The sequence below is a fragment of the Psychrobacter proteolyticus genome, from assembly GCF_038155145.1.
In the GTDB taxonomy this organism is placed as follows: domain Bacteria; phylum Pseudomonadota; class Gammaproteobacteria; order Pseudomonadales; family Moraxellaceae; genus Psychrobacter; species Psychrobacter proteolyticus_B.
In genome coordinates this window covers 161813-179573 of sequence record NZ_JBAKAY010000006.1, presented here as the reverse complement: position 1 = coordinate 179573, position 17761 = coordinate 161813, and the positions used below count along the sequence as shown (strand labels likewise).

Annotated in this window: 14 protein-coding genes; 11 read left to right on the top strand and 3 right to left on the bottom strand. The window is 41.5% G+C overall.

Translation table 11 applies throughout. The annotated features are described in order from the left end of the window. Window positions 1–4 precede the first annotated feature (4 nt). On the top strand, window positions 5–286 hold the full coding sequence (locus V6252_RS09385) for a DUF503 domain-containing protein (RefSeq protein WP_341610208.1): 282 nt from the start codon (window positions 5–7) through the stop codon (window positions 284–286). A 131-nt stretch (window positions 287–417) separates the two neighbouring features. Here the strand turns inward: V6252_RS09385 and V6252_RS09380 are convergent, their stop codons facing one another. From V6252_RS09380 to uvrA, 3 genes are all read right to left on the bottom strand, one after another. After that, complete coding sequence (locus V6252_RS09380) at window positions 418–2289, bottom strand: P-loop NTPase fold protein (protein ID WP_341610207.1); 1872 nt, start codon at window positions 2287–2289, stop codon at window positions 418–420. A 126-nt stretch (window positions 2290–2415) separates the two neighbouring features. Then, a complete protein-coding gene (locus V6252_RS09375; RefSeq protein WP_201573083.1) occupies window positions 2416–2691 on the bottom strand; it encodes a hypothetical protein in 276 nt (91 codons plus the stop codon). A 312-nt stretch (window positions 2692–3003) separates the two neighbouring features. Then, the gene (gene uvrA / locus V6252_RS09370; RefSeq protein WP_341610205.1) at window positions 3004–5910 is read right to left on the bottom strand and encodes an excinuclease ABC subunit UvrA; all 2907 of its coding nucleotides are present in this window, start codon (window positions 5908–5910) and stop codon (window positions 3004–3006) included. Window positions 5911–6578: 668 nt separating this feature from the next. On the opposite strand from uvrA, the gene V6252_RS09365 reads away from it, so the two are divergent. The 10 genes from V6252_RS09365 (at window position 6579) to V6252_RS09320 (ending at window position 17751) form a co-directional block, all read left to right on the top strand. After that, window positions 6579–7943: an MFS transporter gene (locus V6252_RS09365; RefSeq protein ID WP_341610204.1), complete on the top strand. Its 1365-nt coding sequence runs from the start codon at window positions 6579–6581 to the stop codon at window positions 7941–7943. 129 nt (window positions 7944–8072) lie between these two features. Further along, window positions 8073–8684: a DUF3833 domain-containing protein gene (locus V6252_RS09360; RefSeq protein WP_341610203.1), complete on the top strand. Its 612-nt coding sequence runs from the start codon at window positions 8073–8075 to the stop codon at window positions 8682–8684. Between the two features lie 317 nt (window positions 8685–9001). Continuing rightward, window positions 9002–9625 carry a single-stranded DNA-binding protein gene (ssb, locus tag V6252_RS09355; RefSeq protein WP_101204383.1) on the top strand — a complete coding sequence of 208 codons (624 nt, stop codon included), beginning with the start codon at window positions 9002–9004 and terminating at the stop codon, window positions 9623–9625. Window positions 9626–10707: 1082 nt separating this feature from the next. Further along, the gene (locus V6252_RS09350; RefSeq protein ID WP_101204384.1) at window positions 10708–11031 is read left to right on the top strand and encodes an H-NS family nucleoid-associated regulatory protein; all 324 of its coding nucleotides are present in this window, start codon (window positions 10708–10710) and stop codon (window positions 11029–11031) included. Window positions 11032–11260: 229 nt separating this feature from the next. Continuing rightward, window positions 11261–12088, top strand: a complete 828-nt coding sequence (gene gspN / locus V6252_RS09345) for a type II secretion system protein N (RefSeq protein ID WP_341610202.1) — start codon at window positions 11261–11263, stop codon at window positions 12086–12088. Next, complete coding sequence (locus V6252_RS09340; RefSeq protein WP_341610201.1) at window positions 12089–12994, top strand: type II secretion system protein N; 906 nt, start codon at window positions 12089–12091, stop codon at window positions 12992–12994. 77 nt (window positions 12995–13071) lie between these two features. Further along, window positions 13072–15315, top strand: coding sequence for a type II secretion system secretin GspD (gspD, locus tag V6252_RS09335; RefSeq protein WP_341610200.1), 2244 nt, complete (start codon window positions 13072–13074; stop codon window positions 15313–15315). A 204-nt stretch (window positions 15316–15519) separates the two neighbouring features. Next, on the top strand, window positions 15520–15696 hold the full coding sequence (locus tag V6252_RS09330; protein WP_341610199.1) for a hypothetical protein: 177 nt from the start codon (window positions 15520–15522) through the stop codon (window positions 15694–15696). 161 nt (window positions 15697–15857) lie between these two features. Then, complete coding sequence (locus V6252_RS09325) at window positions 15858–16790, top strand: TatD family hydrolase (RefSeq protein ID WP_341610276.1); 933 nt, start codon at window positions 15858–15860, stop codon at window positions 16788–16790. 100 nt (window positions 16791–16890) lie between these two features. Further along, window positions 16891–17751 (top strand): tRNA threonylcarbamoyladenosine dehydratase, encoded by an 861-nt coding sequence (locus V6252_RS09320; RefSeq protein WP_341610198.1) that lies wholly within the window; start codon window positions 16891–16893, stop codon window positions 17749–17751. Window positions 17752–17761 lie beyond the last annotated feature (10 nt).

The window sequence follows — 17761 nt, the reverse complement described above, 5'->3', positions numbered from 1 at the left end:
TAAAATGCATATCGCTATTTTGACGTTGACGTTCTCATTGCTCGGTTGTGGCTCGCTAAAAGAAAAACGCCACCGTATGGGCGGCTTGCACGCGCGCTTTGGCAATACGCCAAGTATCGCGGTATGTGAAAGCGGGGAGCGTGATCGGCATGACGCGAGCGAATGGACGTTTGTGATCGTTGGACTGTCAAAACGTGAGGTTGAGTCGCAATGTAGTCAGATTGAGGAGAAGATAGAACGTACGGTGGATGCAAGGGTGATGAATGTTGAGAGGGAGTTTGTTTAGGTTAGGGCGTCTTTGTAGAGAGGTAATCCCGCTTTTTGCCCATATCTTGGTTGCCCATGTAGTGGTCAACCAAGGGTAACCACTGCAATCGGGGCTAAACCGTATTTCAAGGCAACTATTCAGTATCAAAATTAGATCTTTTCTAAATTATGCGTCAGTTCTAAAAGATGTTCGACAGCTGCTCTACTGTTCGGTTTTTCTTCGATTCTCTCTTGGAGTAACTCTAGAGTCCATCGCTTAACTTCATTCAATTTTTTTTCAACAATAAATGGTTGATAAGGAGGTGGGCGTTTTGGAGTATCTATAAGTTTTTTATAATGCCAAGATGCTGTATCAATTCTGTCTCCATTATCAAATTTAGCAATATCGATATTAAAAGCAGGGTGTTCTAGCAATTCCCGAATATATCTAATTCTATCTATTCCATCAAGCGGTTGCCAAACAACAGAACTGAAATTTTCTTTATCAATATTTTGTATAGCTTCAAAAAAATCCTTACTAATGTTTCCACGTTTGCAAAATCTCATAAAAACTGAGGATAGAGTGCTAGCGTCAGTATTCAGAGCTAATGCCTTCTTTTGATTGCTAATAGTTTGCAAAAGGAAGTTATAAAAAATATCATGAAGTACTGGAATTTTAAGATAATAATTTTCTATATGCCATTCTTCTGGTCCTTTCTTAACTCTCTCTTCTATATATTTTTTCACTAACTCTTCAAATTGCTTGGCTAACTCAGGAGAACCATTTCTTTCGAGTATATTATAATGGAAGCTTAAATTAGGGAATGCTTCCCTGTTTATTCTATCCTTAATATTGTCAAACAGTCTCTGATTGAAGCTTTGATCTGAGTTTAAATTACGATACTCAGTCATCAACTCCTGCTTTTCTCTATCATTTTCTAATTGAATTTCTGTGAGTGTATCGGATAGGCTTAATTCTTCGATAATTTCACTTTCTGTGTCTAAATCAACAAGTAAGCTTGTTATTATTTTATTCCAGCCTGAAAGCTCAAAGTAGCTATAAAACTGAGAAATAGTATCATCCATCAATTTGAATTTTCTTGCTACTTCAACTTTTTCCTTATCATCTAATCTGTTTTCATCTGATTTGAATGTAAGATCAAGGTCGTAACCACGAAGCTCATCGACTCTAGGTGAGCTGAATGACTTCACAAAGAAATCAAAATCGATAGTATCATCAAAAGTAGAAGGCATATCATGTGCCATACGTATAATTAAAAGGGCTTCCAAAATCTGTTTCTTACTAGTAAAAGATAAGTCATCGTCTGAATTATCTAGTATAGCTTTCAAAGTTCTTTCAACTCGCTGGTAAAATCTTATATTTTTGATGTCCATAGTTTGATAAAAATTTTCATATATAGGAAAAAGCTCATTAGTAACGATTTCCTTTTTAATGATAGATAATGAATTATCTAAAGTTAACACTTCATCAAACACTTTCTCTTTATATTCTCTAAAGTCTTTATCTGTTTTACCTTCGTGTAATATCACTACTACTTTACAGTTTTTTTCTAAGCTTAAATGATTCACTAAACCCATCACATCTTTAATGTCTAAGTTTTTAGATAGCCTTTCAATATCGTCAATGCAAATCAAAGTATCTCCAATAAGACTGGTAATAGCACTGCTAATTAAGCCTTTACCAAGAGATAAAGTGACACCTGTACCTTCAATTTTTGGTAAGTCTATAGCATCCAAGCTCTTTTTAAAGATACCTTTGAGACCAGAGAGATAGTCTTTTTTCTGAGTGGTCTCATGAGTACTAAGGGCAATTTCAAATTTCAACGCTTCTATTGAATCTATACCGAAAAGAGAAACATAGGAGTATTTGTTAACACCTAAATTTATATGGTTTTCCTCATAGAAGTCATTCCAAAAGCGCGTCTTACCAATACCCCATTCACCAGTCAGGGCAATAGCAAAAGAGTCTTTACTATTGATAAGCTTCAAAAGCTTTTTTTCAAGATTTTCTACATTTGCCATTGCTAACTACCTTACAGGTGTTCGTATATTAATAATGATATTAGCACTGAATCTGAATTAAACCCAACAAAAAAGGCCACTCCCTAAAGAGTAGCCTTTTATCATCAATCATCTAAAAAATGCTAGTTATTGCGGACGGCCTTGACCATGTCCTTCAGGTTTTTTATACCCTTTTGCAGTCATACAGGCTTCTAGTTTTTTCATATCACTTTGACTTGGACGACTTTCTTTAGACATTTTCACGCCAGCTCGTTGAGCACAATCATCCATGGCTTGCTTCATATCCGCTGACATCGCAGGTCTTTGATGGTTGCGATCGCTTGCGCCATTTGATGTGCCGCTTGATGCGCAGGCGCTAACGCCAACAGTAGATGCTAAAACAATAAATAGTAATTTTTTCATAAGAAGTCCTTAAGAGTTTCAGAGGTCGTACAAGAATGAGTAACGTCAATTTGTGTTGGCTATATCGTTATTAATCAGTTGTTTCTATATCGTGTGCGTTTACGTGTTATATCTAACCATTTAAATATTAATACATTTAACTTTTAAGTATCTTTAATAAATATTAAGAAAGGTAACGTAACGAAGCAATAGAGTTTGAGGGTTTATACACGCATATCAATTTAGATTTGCGGTCCGTGCATAGCTTTATTTCACCCAATAAAAAAGGCCACCCTATAAAGAGTGGCCTTTTATCAATCATGACTAATGGTATTAGCTGACTTCTTTCATGCCTTGCTCAAGCATCGGTTTTAAGAATATACCTGTGTAGGATTCTTTGACTTCAGCCACTTCCTCAGGCGTACCTTCAGCGATGATCATACCGCCACCTTTACCGCCTTCAGGGCCTAGATCAATCACCCAATCCGCAGTCTTAATAACATCCAAGTTATGCTCAATGACCACAATGGTATTACCTTTATCGCGTAGGGCATGCAGGATATTGAGTAGCTTATCGATATCATGGAAATGCAAACCAGTGGTTGGCTCATCCAAGATGTAGAGCGTCTGTCCCGTATCACGTTTGGCAAGTTCACGCGCCAGTTTGACACGTTGCGCCTCACCACCTGATAGTGTTGGCGCAGACTGACCCAAGCGAATATAGCTTAGACCGACATCCATCAATGCTTGCAGACGACGATAGATAGCTGGTATCGCTGAGAAGAACTCAACGGCATCTTCAACAGTCATATCAAGCACGTCAGCGATGGTTTTGCCTTTATAGTGAATCTCTAGCGTCTCACGGTTGTAGCGCTTACCTTCACAAGTATCACATGGCACATACATATCAGGTAAGAAATGCATCTCAACTTTGATGAGACCATCGCCTTGGCACATCTCACAGCGTCCACCTTTTACGTTGAAGCTAAAGCGACCAGGCTTATAACCACGAGCACGCGCTTCTTGGGTCTGGGCAAACATCTCACGCACAGGGGTAAACACACCTGTATAAGTTGCTGGGTTTGAGCGCGGCGTACGACCAATCGGGCTTTGATCAATATCGACCATTTTGTCCAAATGCTCAAGACCGCTAATACTCTCAAACTTATCGGCAATCAGCGTTGAGGCATTGTTTAACTGAGTCGCTGCCAATGGCATAAGCGTACGGTTAATCAAGGTTGATTTACCTGAACCTGAGACACCCGTCACACAAGTCATGACGCCAACAGGAATGGTCAAATCCACATCGTGTAGGTTATTACCTGACGCACCTTTTAGCTCGATGGTCATCGGTACTTTCTTAGGTTTTGCCTTACCTGTGACTTCAACATCCATAGTCTTGGCAGTATGACGCACTTTTGGAATCTCGATTTTTTTCTTACCAGACATATATTGCCCAGTCAGCGATTCTTTGTTTGCCATGATGTCATCGACCGTACCTTGAGCGATAATATGACCGCCGTGTACACCGGCACCGATACCGATATCAATGACGTGATCCGCTTGGCGAATCGCATCTTCATCATGCTCAACGACCAGTACCGTATTACCCAAATCACGCAAGCGCGTAAGGGTTTTTAGCAGGCGGTCGTTATCACGCTGATGCAGACCGATTGACGGCTCATCAAGTACATACATGACGCCCATCAAACCAGCACCGATTTGGCTAGCCAGACGAATACGCTGCGCTTCACCGCCTGATAATGTTTCGGCAGAGCGAGCAAGGGTCAAATAATCAAGCCCGACGCTCACGAGGAAGTTTAAGCGCTCATTAATCTCTTTAAAGATTTTTTCGGCGACTTCACCTTTATGACCGCCAATCTTTAGTGTTTTATAATAGTCCGCCGCATCACCGATAGACAGCTTAACGATTTCTGCAATGGTCTGATCATCAACACGGACATTACGTGAGATTTCATTCAGACGCGCGCCGTCACAGACGTTACAAGTGGTATCTGCCAGATATTTAGCCAACTCATCACGCACAAGGTTACTTTGCGTCTTGGCATAACGACGCTCTAGGTAAGGCAGCACACCTTCAAACGGTACGGTTTTATTCGTCTTACGACCGCGCTCATCGGTAAAGTTAAAGGTCAGCTTTTCTTTACCAGAGCCGTGCATGATTAGGTCTTGCTGCTCTTTAGACAGATCTTGCCATGATGCATCCATATCGATTTTGAAATGCTTACAGACCGTGCTAAGCAAACCGAAATAGTACGCATGACGCTTATCCCAACCATTGATAGCGCCTTGGTTAAGTGACTTCTCATGATGAGTAATCAGTTTTTCAGCGGCGAAATATTGACGTTTACCGAGACCATCACAGCTTGGACATGCGCCGTATGGATTATTAAAACTAAACATACGTGGCTCAAGCTCAGGCACCGCGCGATCACAGACAGGGCATGAGTGCTTGGCTGACATCACCTGGTTTTCCTCACCGCCTTCTTTTGGATTACCATCCATAAAGTGTAGCGTGACCAGTCCTTGACCCAAGCGCAATGCTGTCTCTAAGCTCTCAGCGACACGGTTGCCTAAGTCATCACGGACTTTAAAGCGATCGACCACCACTTCGATGGTATGTTTTTTCTTTTTATCTAGGGTCGGTAGCTCATCGGTGTCATAAACATCGCCATCGACGCGTACACGGACAAAACCTTGTCCGATCAGCTGCTCAAGCAAGACGGTATGCTCACCTTTACGCTCACGGATGACCGGTGCCAAGATCATAATCTTGGTGTCATCTGGCAAGGCCATGACTTGATCGACCATCTCAGTGACCGACTGTGCGACCATTGGCTCACCGTGCTCAGGGCAATATGGTGTACCAATGCGTGCATAGAGCAGACGCAGATAGTCATAAATCTCGGTAATCGTACCGACGGTCGAGCGTGGGTTATGGTTGGTTGATTTCTGCTCGATAGCAATCGCAGGGGATAGACCCTCGATACTATCGACATCAGGCTTCTCCATTTGCGAGAGGAACTGACGAGCGTATGCCGATAAGCTCTCGACATAACGACGTTGCCCTTCGGCATACAAGGTGTCAAATGCCAACGAAGATTTACCAGAGCCAGATAGGCCAGTGATTACCACGAATTTATCTCGTGGGATGTCTAAATCGATGTTTTTTAAGTTATGAGTACGTGCGCCGCGTATTGCGATATGGTCATGTGCCATCGGTTACAGGTTTCCTATTTGCTAAAAGGGGATTGGGAAATATCTCAAGCTAAAAAGTAAATACAGATCAATAAAATGGTTGATTAAAACATGAGTAATTCTAAATTTATGATGTTGTTATAAGTAGTGTTGTTATAAAAGGTACATACACTTATAAGGTAAAAGTTATGCCAGCCTAGTTATTCATTTTCTATTATTGTTTGGCTTTATATTGTTTGTCGTTCCTACGACTATTTTTTATAGGACTAAGCAAATCTAAATCAAATCAGTGTTAAGTAACAGGCATCGTTTGTTATGGTTTTGACCAAAAATGTCATTTTATAGAAGCGTTCGTCGTTACGTGGATATGGTGAGTGAGCCATTAATTGTGCTGACAACGTTTTACTTTATTGTCATGGTGACAGCATTATTCAAGGCATGACTGTGCATCTGATGCACTTGGTAACAAAATAATCTCGTAATATGAATGGCTTGGGTTGAGGGCACATACATTGATGCATCAGTAAGACAAAAGTCTCGGCAACCAAACGGCGAATGTCTTATACTAGGGGGCTTGATTTATAGGCCAATGCCTTGATAAACCAGTAGTGATAAATCATGGTATAGCGCAGTGTTAGTCATGAAAGATAGCAATGAGCAACCAGCAATGATCAACCAGTGAGGCAAGTATGAATAGCGTAGAGAAACGGGCAATCCTCGGAGTCGGTGGCATCTTTGCCTTACGTATGATTGGCTTGTTTATGATTGTGCCGGTATTTTCTGTATACGGTGACAATTATGCACACGCGACGCCGTTTTTGATTGGGTTGGCCGTTGGTATTTATGGCTTAGGGCAGGCCATCTTTCAGATACCGATGAGTTTGGCTGCTGATAAATTTCCGCGTAAGCCTATTATCTTTCTAGGGTTGATACTGTTCGCTGTCGGCGGCATGATTGCAGCAAATGCGACAGATATTTATGAAGTGATCATTGGTCGGGCGCTGGCAGGTAGTGGCGCGGTCTCTGCTGTGCTTATGGCACTATTGGCAGATGTGACTCGTGAGGAAATGCGTACCAAAGCGATGGCCACGATGGGTCTGACGATTGCGACCTCTATTATGCTCGCCTTTGCTTTTGGTCCATTATTAGTCGGCTCGCTCGGTATCTCTGGGCTGTTTTGGCTGACTTCAGGGTTTGCTATATTGGCGATGCTGCTATTGGTAGTTGTACCGACGCCTATGCGCGTGCTCAAGCACAACCTAGATAACAAAACCATCGGTCAGCAGTTGGCTACTGTCCTTAAAATTGGTGATCTTAATCGCTTACACATCGGTATCTTTGCACTACATCTGACCATGACGTCGATATTTGTGATATTGCCGCACCAGCTCAGAGACGTACTTGGCTTGTCAGTACGTCAGCAAGGCATGGTGTATTTGCCGCTATTGTTTATTGGTTTTGCCATCGCGATACCTTTTATTATCATCGCTGAAAAGAAACGCAAAATGCGTCAGGTCTTTTTGGGTGCGATTGCATTGATGACCGCCGCTTTAGCCATACTCGCGCTTGGTAGTCAGGTCGGTGTTGGTATTATATTGGGCTTGCTGCTGTACTTTATGGGCTTTAACCTGCTTGAGGCGACGATTCCCTCATGGATATCTAAGCGTGCACCAGTCGCCAATAAAGCGACCGCGATGGGGCTTAACTCTTCTAGTCAGTTCTTTGGTGCATTTGTAGGTGGGGCAATGGGTGGTCTGTTATTAAGCCAGCCTAATTTGTTGGCGTGGGGCATACTGGCTATTATTATGGGTGCGGCATTGCTTATTATTATTCCCATTTCTCAGCCACCTTACCTATCGAGCACGACGGTTACTATTCCCAAAGACATCAATATTCAAGACTGGTCACGACAAATGCTGGCAGTAGATGGTGTTGATGAGTTGGTCGTAATGGCAAAAGAGCAAGTCGCTTATTTAAAGTTAGATAAGACACAGTTGACGGACGATTCACGTCAGCAGCTATCGAGTTTGGCGCAAAGTCCGCTAGATATATAGCAGCTTTATACTTGTAGTTGTATACGGAAGTGAAGCCAAATAGCAAAAATTGCACAGACAGCAATCTCATAAATCACCAATATCAATCAGTGGAAACTAACTATTTATCTCTATTTAAAAGGAATTAATATGAGTAAATTTAAGATGTTGTCTGCTAGTGTCATCGAGGGTAAAAAGAAGGCGCATCGCTCAATAGCTAAGTTAACAGTAGGTCTTGGTTTATCAGCCATGCTATTAACTTCTGGTTGTGCTACGCAAAATATTCAGGCCTATCAGAACACCACCCCAACACTCGACATGCACGAGTTTTTTTCGGGTCAAATCGATGGTTGGGGTATGTTCCAAGGTCGAAATGGTGAAGTCAAAAAACGCTTTTATGTCGATATTGATGCGACCCACGAAGGAGATGATGTCATTGTCCTAAACGAGAAGTTCTCGTGGGCAGATGGCACGAAATCGCAGCGTATATGGCGTCTGACTGAGCAGACAGATGGCAGCTGGAAAGGTGTGGCAGGTGATGTCATTGGCGAGGCAACAGGGAAAGTGGTTGGCAATACGTTGCACTGGAATTACTTATTAGAGTTACCTGTTGAGGACAAAACCTACAAAGTAACGTTCGATGATTGGATGTATCTTATCAATGAGGATTTCATGCTCAATCGCTCAGTGATGAAAAAGTTTGGCGTAGAGCTGGGTAGCGTGACGTTGAGTATGCATCGTAAGCCTTCCGATGCTAACTAGAAATCTCTAAACCATTTGATAATAAGTAAGGTGCTATGCAATATCGACAAAGGTGAAAGGTGTTCTTCAGCGTCTTAAAATGGCAAAATAGCAGCATATTTATCTATTACCTGTTATTTATTGGACTCTACAATATTGACTAGTATATCAAGATAGAGTATCTAAGCGACATAGACTGACGTGCACCATAGGTAGCCTATAGATATTTCGATAAAAATTGGTTAAAGTAAAATTATACAATTGATAGTGCCAACTGATGCTATCAGATAACGATTAAAACAGTTTATTAAATTATTCATAAGTAAAAGGACGGTATCATGCGCGGAGTCAATAAAGTTATCATCATCGGTAACCTCGGAGCAGATCCTGAGGCACGCCAATTCAGCAATGGCGGTAGCGTAACCAATATCTCGGTTGCGACATCAGAGCAGTGGACAGACAAACAAAGCGGTGAAAAAAGAGAAGCGACAGAGTGGCATCGTATCGCACTTTTTAACCGTCTAGGTGAAATCGCAGCGCAATACCTGCGCAAAGGCAGCAAAGTCTATATCGAAGGTAGTTTGCGTACACGTAAATACCAAGACCAAAGTGGTCAAGACCGTTATATTACTGAGATTCGTGCTGAACAAATGCAGATGCTTGATGGTCAAACTGGCGGTGGTCAAGGTGGAGATAGCTTTGGTGGTCAAAACCAAGGTCAAAGTGGCGGCTATAATAATCAAGGTGGCCAAAACAACCAGAACAACTTTGGTCAGCAAGCAAATAATCAAATGGCACATCAAGGCGGTTACAACCAACCAGCAGCTCAAGGTGGGCAGAATAGCTTTAACAATCAAGCGCCTGCTCAGCAAAACCAGTTCAATCAACCAGCACAGAAACCTGCACAATCTAAGCCTACAGCAATGCCAGATGGCCCTGTAGATGATGATATTCCGTTCTGATGATGATAAGACATAGAATGTAAAGGTGTATTGATATTTATTATCTTATAACTCTTTGATAGCAAGCATTAAAAAAGCCCTGCAACTGCAGGGCTTTTTTAATGCTTGCTATAGTTGATTCAATTTAAAAGAGATACAAGGCAACTGAGTGCAGATGTAACTGTGATATCTCAAGCGAGGTTAACGCTGTAGCTCTTTTATAAAGGATTAACTATATCCAAAAATATAATTAAATTGATGCTTTTTAACATAGCTAAACTAATTTGTTATTAAAAATGTTTTTAATTTATTTAATACGCTCTTAATACCTAAAAGATTAAACTTAAGTTTAATTAGTACTGGTTTAATACTATTAATTATTACATTAGCTAGTATGCTTACTACCTTCTATACTCTATATTGACCGTTTATACCAAAAAATAATTACGATTAGTGACGTTTAGTTTTAAAAATTGCTATACTGAATCTATATGGCGTATAGTTAATATATATTGATCGTTTTTAAATAAAACAAATTATCAATGATAATAGCCAAAGTTTTACTTGTTTCCGGTTAATAAATCGAAAGCTATTTGAATAATAGGTATTTATATGAAACGGTTACCTTCTTCAAAAAGCAGCATAGGAACGACATAGCAAGTTACTGAGCTAATGCAAGATTACCCTTAAGATTAGCAGTATTTGAGAGTATAGTGTATTGACTTACTACTCTATTATTTTAACAGTAGATTTTTGTCGAAATATTATTGTGAAATTCTAGCAGTAGTCAAAGTACTAGATTTTTTTTATTATTAGAAAATGCTTTCAAAGCTATAATAGCAATATATAAAGAATGATGACTTGTGTGTTTAGATTTATCTAAAACTAATTTTATTTAAAATGGATACAATGAGCATCTATCGCTATATATTTTCTATTTATAATGGATTGTTTGGGCTGTTATTAGAAATTAAATACTCTTTAGAATTAATTCTATTTTATACATAGATTTAATGGCTAATGAACGATTTGTTCTCCGCATTTTTTCACGAAAAACAATACCTCAATAGAGGTCACACTCTTATTTTATAGTTGGATTTATTATGAGCAAAAATAACGCAATTGATTTAGAAAATTTGAACGTAGATGAGTTACGTGCTATCACTGAAAACGCTCAACAACTTATCGCTAAAAAACAGCATCAACGTTTGTATGATGCCTATATGCAGTTCGAGCAAATTGCAGAAGATAGCAATGCAACGATCGAAGAGATACTGAAAGCTGGTGAAAAGTTAGAGAAAAAACGCAGTATTAAATATCGCAATACTGATGATCATAGTGAAACTTGGACTGGACGTGGCCGTAAGCCAACGTGGTTGGTTGAAGCGCTAGCAGCAGGTCGTGATATCGAAGATTTTGCTATTTAATTAGCTGTTTTCTTATAAAATGCCTTTCTGTGAGCCAGCTTGAAATTGCTATTGATAATGGTGTATTCACAACCATTTAGCGATAGATAGAGCTGCTTTCGAGAAAATAAAAGCCAGTATCTTTACTGCCAGTATTTTGGCAAAAAGATACTGGCTTTTTTTCTGTCATCTATATGCCATTGTTTGTTATGATAATGACGTTTTTGTCTTATATAAGAGTTGTACGACTGTGGCCCAAGTATCTGAGTTTTCTCATAAACGTCCCCGTAAGCTCTGGTGGCTAGTGGGGTTTGTGTTGTTTGCGCTATTTGCTGTTTTGCAAATGCCAGCAGCATGGTTACTTGAGAAATACGCGCCAGATACGCCTTATGTCCAGCATGTATCTGGCAATGTATGGCAAGGTGCTGCTATTTGGCAGTTGCCTATGTCATCGACGTCGCTCACAGGTATGGCAGAATGGTCATGGCAGCCTTGGCAGTTACTCATAGGTAAGCTAGGTGCGGACGTCAATATTAACTCATCACAGACACGTCTGAATGGGCAAGTTAAACTTGGTCTGAACTCATGGCAAGTTGACGAGATGAGTGGGAAAATTGCACCTGAGACGCTAGCGAGTATAGTCAGCTGGCAGCTGCCAAATACCCCTATTCAGGTAAATAATGTATCGCTAACGCGCCAGTCTGATAAAAGTGAGGCATCTAGTAGTGAGCCTGCTAAAGACGCTGGCGGATTTAGTGCCGCGGATGGTCAATTGACTTGGGTTGGTGGTGAGGTAGGCTATCCTAGTGGTGGCAAAGTTTTTTATATTACGATGCCTGCTCTAAGAGCCGAGCTTAGTACAGAGCAAAAAAACGATAGAGATTTGCTGCATATTAATTTATTAAACAATCAAGATAAGCGTTTGGGAGATCTGTATCTCGACAGCGATAATATGCTCGATGTCAGTTTGACGCAGCGCTTGCTAGAGAACATGCCTGAGTATAAAGGACAAGCTCCTCAAGATACGCCAGTTGTCAGTGTGCGCCAGCCATTGCTAGCTGGTTTGGGGGCGAACTAAATGCTTAATATCGCCGCAAGCCTAAAACCTGTTATCAATACTCTCAATCGCTTTTCAGCTTGGCTATTATTGTTAGCCATTGCTTGGCTATGCTGGACAGCCGCCCGTCTTTTATGGCTACTGCTAGCAGCGCCTTTAGCACCTGCATTGCCTTTAGCAACTCTACAGAATAGTGCTAAGTCCACTAACGATTATAGTGGCTTATTTGCAATCTTTGCAGAGCCTGATCCTATTACCGCCGCCGTGCAACCACCTCCTAACATTGAGCTCAAAGGCGTACTACTAGCCATACCTGAGAGCATGTCTTCCGCCTTATTGAATGTCAATGGCGAAGTCAAAAATTACCGCATCGGTGATGGACTAAAAGACAGCGATTATACGCTCGTGGCTGTTGATTGGAATTCAGTCATTATCGCTGATGCTAACGATAAAGAAACCGTTATTAAAATGCCAGAGGCAATGCCATTAGACCAAAGTGATATGCTAGCAAGCGGAATAAGTAACCAGCGTTTGCCAAACAATAGTATGTTGCCTACAGCGCCCCAGTCAGTACAAAACGCTGTTCCTGAGGCAGAAGGGGCAACTGGCGCAGACACTTCAAGTAATCCACAGTCGGCTATCGAAGAAGCGGTTACGGCCTTGCAAGAAAACCCTGCCAGTTATCTAAGTAGAATGGGAGTGATGGCATCAGGTGAAAGTTACCAAGTTACAGCGGCGATGCCTGCTGGCCTACGTAATCGTTTAGGGTTAGAGCCGGGCGATAAGGTACTGACCGTCAACGGACAGAGCGTAGGCAATAACCCAGCGCAAGATGCTGGTGTACTTCAGCAAGTACAGCAAGCAGGTGAAGCGCAGATAGAGGTTCAACGTGGTGAGCAAGTTATTACGATTCGCCAGCAGTTCTAGCAAGGTAGGTTTTTAGCAAAATTGCTCCTTAAACACTCAGCACATAGTAAGCAATATCACTGTAGGTAATCATCAATATGGTAAGTTTTCAGAATTTTTCAGCCACGCCTTTGTACTGTAGCCTGCAGCGTTTGATGCGCCTGTGTCGTCCACTTTGTCTGGCAGTGCCATTATGGACTGCTGGTGTTGGTCTTGCCAATGCTGAGAGCTGGAAAGTTAATCTACAAGATGCTGATATCAAAGCATTTATCAATGAGGTCGCGACCATCACCGATCAAAACTTTGTGCTTGATCCACGTATCAATGGTAATGTCACAGTCATCTCCAACAAAGCCTTGTCCCGTGATGAGATTTATCAGCTATTTCTGAGCGTGATGCAAGTGAATGGTATCGCTGCGATTGAATCGGGAACGACGACAAAACTGGTACCAGATAATATTGCTAAGCAATCTGGTGTGGCGGTTGATTTACGCGGTGATAGTGTTGGCGAGTCGCTCGCTACTCGAGTTATTTATTTGACCAACACCCAAGCTGCAGAAGTATTAGGTGTTATTCGCCCATTGATGCCGCAGTCGGCTCACGCGGCCGCTGTACCTGGTGTCAATGCGCTGGTTTTGTCCGATCGAGCAGACAGCCTTAACCAACTGACAGCCCTTATCCGTGATTTAGACAGTAATGTAAATGACAGTTTGCAAGTGATACCACTACGTCATGTCGATGCCGAACGTATGATGGAGTTGATTAGCGCCTTAGTCTCAAGTGCAGGTAGTGGGCAAGCACAAGGTGGCAACAATCAGCTAAAGGTGATTGCTGATACGTCAAGCGACAGACTGCTGGTCAAGGGCAGTCCTGAAATGATTGCTAAAGTCCAAGAAATGGTCAATCAACTGGATACTACGCCGACCAGACGTTTAAGTGGTTTACGTGTCTTTCGATTAAAGTATGCTAGTGCTGGTCATATCGCCGATATGTTACGCGGATTACTTGCTAATCAATCTATCAATAGTGCCGGTGCGACCTCGACACTAGAATCAGCGTCACTAAATGATGTAAGTAGCACAGGCGCCGCAATTAATAATACAGCTAGCGATAGCCTAGGTAGTAGTGCAGCTGCTGTGTCGACTAGCAGCACAAGTGGAACAAGCACAGGAGTGGGCGGTCGTCCGTTTAGTATTATCGCTGACGAAACTCAAAATGCCGTTATCGTCAACGCCGCACCTGAGCTAATGTTTGAGATTGAAGATGCGGTCAACCAATTAGACAGTCGTCGCGCACAAGTATTAATTCAAGCTGCTATTGTTGAAGTGTCAGGCGATGATGCCACCCAGCTAGGTGTTCAGTGGGCGCTAGGTAATGCCAACAGTGGCTATGGAGTGGTCAATTTTAACAATGTGGGGGCCAGCGCTACGACACTTGCGGCGGCGGCTTTAGCAGGGACAAATACGGCAGGTATTAGCGCTGCTGCCAGCTCTATCGCAGGTGCATTGATAGGTATTGGAGACAGTCGCAAAGACAGTCAGGGCAATACAGAGTTTTATGGCGCTATTTTACAGGCGCTTGACTCATCTACCAGTGCTAATCTATTGTCCATGCCATCGATTTTGACATTGGATAATGAAAAAGCCAGTATCTTAGTTGGTCAAAACGTACCTTTTGTCACGGGTTCTTTTACCACTAGTGGCAATAATTCAAACAACCCATTTCAGACAATTGATCGTCAAGACATTGGTATTAATCTGAATGTTATTCCTCATATTGGTGACAATGGCACCGTACGTTTAGAAGTGTCGCAAGAAGTCTCTTCAGTCGTACCAGGCAGTACGGGTAATGCCAGTGGGCTAATTACCAATAAAAGCCTTATTAATACGACCATTCTAGCGGATGATCAGCAGACGATTGCCTTGGGCGGCCTGATGCGTGACAACACCACTACACGTCAACAGAAAGTTCCTGGGTTGGGCAATGTGCCTGTTATCGGTAGACTCTTTCGTTCTGACAACGATAGCACCCAAAAGAGCAATTTGATTATCTTTTTACAGCCGACTATTTTACGTGATGGTGGCTCGGTAGCGAGTGTGACTGAACGCAAATTCAATCAAATGCGAGTGTTGCAGTTGGTCATTGATAAAAACGGTACGATCAAGCAATTACCATTGAGCGGCACTGAAGGTTGGAATGGTAATGTCAGTGCAGATTATGAGCTAATGCCGCTCAATCCCCTTATCCCTAAACGTGATCAAGCGCCAAAATCTACTTCGCAAGGTTTTACGAGAGTAGATAGTCCGAATAATGGTATGACGACCTATCCTCTTAATCGTTAAAATATTGGCCGTATATATAACGGTTAATATGATTCAACTGACATAAATTAATGTACGATGTGATAGATACTAGTTACATCGTACATTAGCTTGCGTATTCATAACACAGATAAACATAGACGCTTTTATATTTGGGTATATTAGTTACTAATAAAATAATGAGTTACGTATTATGTTTTCCGCTACAGTAAATCAGAAACTAAGATGACAGATTATAAAAATACGAAAAAATGGTTTTTGCTAAGTGTGGCTGCAACTGCGCTATTACTCATCCCTAGGCGCAGTAGTCGAAAGGACAATACGGAGACAGTAAATAATCATAATACCGTATCTGAGGGTAGTGATATTGACGATGCTCACGAGAATGTAATTAGTAAATAGAAGCTAGTAATTAAAAAATAGAAGCTCAATAATGCGTCTATAGCAATATTCTTATATAAAAATACTTGTATAGTAAAAATTGCTTAGTGTTTATTACTCAATTCTATGTTCTGAAAAGTCAGTTTTGGAGTTTATTAATGTGTGGCAACAAATCAGTGACCATGGCTGAGAGAACAGATGCTAGAGAAGTTTTAAAAAATGTCTATTCTCTTATAGATACGCATACACATTTTGATGCTCCAGTGTTCGACAATGATCGCAAACAACAGGTAGAGCAGGCTTATAGTCAAGGTATTCGTCACTTAGTGCTAGTAGGTTATTTATATCAGTATTTTGATCGAATGTATGATACTCAAGATTTCATTAATAAAATGTCGCAGTCGTCTGTGACAAAGGTGAATAGTAAAGATAAGTGCGATGTTGCAGCCCATATCGCGCTAGGTTTACATCCTTTTTATATTAAGCAGCATACCGACGACCATTTAACACAACTTGAGCAAATGGTGATAGAGCGTCGTCCATTAGCTATTGGTGAGATTGGATTAGACACCTTTACCGATGCAATGAAGCAGCCTGATGTATTTGTTAAACAAAAAAGGTTCTTTGCGGCGCAGTTGGATATAGCAGTGGCCCATCGACTTCCGGTAATGCTGCATATTCGTAAAGCGCATGCTGAAGCACTCGCAATATTAAAAGCGCATAAATACGATGCGCATAAATTAGGTGGTATTGCCCATAGCTTTAGTGGTGGCGAACAAGAGGCGAAGGCTTTTGTAAAATTAGGGTTTAAGCTCGGTGTTACTGGTCAGATAACCAATCCGAATGCCAAAAAACTGCGCCGTGCTATTCAAGTAGCAGTTGAGAGTCATGGCATCGAATGCTTGGTCATTGAGACGGATTGTCCAGATATGACACCTGTTATGTGTCAGACAACGGATGATCCTAATTCACAGAATAGGAATGTACCAGCCAATTTGCCGTGGGTATTAGCAAGCTTGAGTGAGCTATTAGAAATACCACATGATAAACTTGCTAAGCAATTGTGGCAAAATAGCTGTGATGCTCTGAAAGTAGACTGGGCTTGTTCAATGTAACTATACTATTTATAAGAAAAGCATAGCTGTAATTAGAAATTAAAAAGTATGAGCCGTATAAATGACAACCAAAACATTTGAAAAGAGAATTTGATCTGTTATGAGTGACACGCGACAATTTGAACAACCAAAATCCGTCGAAGACAGTCTTGCACAAGACGAATCGCGCCAACAAGATGAGCAGTACGATCGTCGTTTTCAAGGTACACGGACACTATATGGTACCTCTGCGGTTGATACTTTTTCGGCAGCTCATGTCTACATTATTGGTGTAGGAGGGGTTGGCTCTTGGGCAGCAGAGGCGTTGGCTCGGACAGCGGTGGGAACGATTACGTTGATTGATTTGGATGTATTGGTTGCGTCTAATGTCAATCGCCAACTGCCTGCATTGGATAGTACATTTGGTCAAAGTAAGATTGACGCAATGGCAGTCCGTATTAGAGAAATTAATCCCACAGTAACGTTAAATTTAGTCGATGACTTTTTGACAGTAGATAATGTCGCCACACTCTTACCAAGTCGTGAAGCAGTCAAATCTGCCAATACTCAGGGTAAACCGATTGTTATTTTAGACTGTGTAGACGATATGAATGCTAAATTAGCAATCGCTTTACACTGTCGTTTTAATAAACTAAAGTTGATCTGTGCGGGCGGTGCAGGTGGTAAGATAGATCCAAGTCAGATTAGAGTAAGTGATTTGCGTGACTGTTATCAAGATCCACTACTTGCCAAGTTACGCAGCAAGTTACGCCACGAGAAAGGCATTAACAGTGCTCTAAAAGAAAAATTTGGTATCAAATGTGTCTATTCGATAGAGCCGCCAATTGTAGATAAGAGCTGTCAGACAGGTGGTCTACAGTGCGGTGGTTATGGCTCAGCAGTAGTCGTTACGTCAGTAGTGGCGATGATTATGGTGAGTGAAGCATTACAATTATTAATAAGACAGACGAGTCGTAACTAATGCGTCTGAT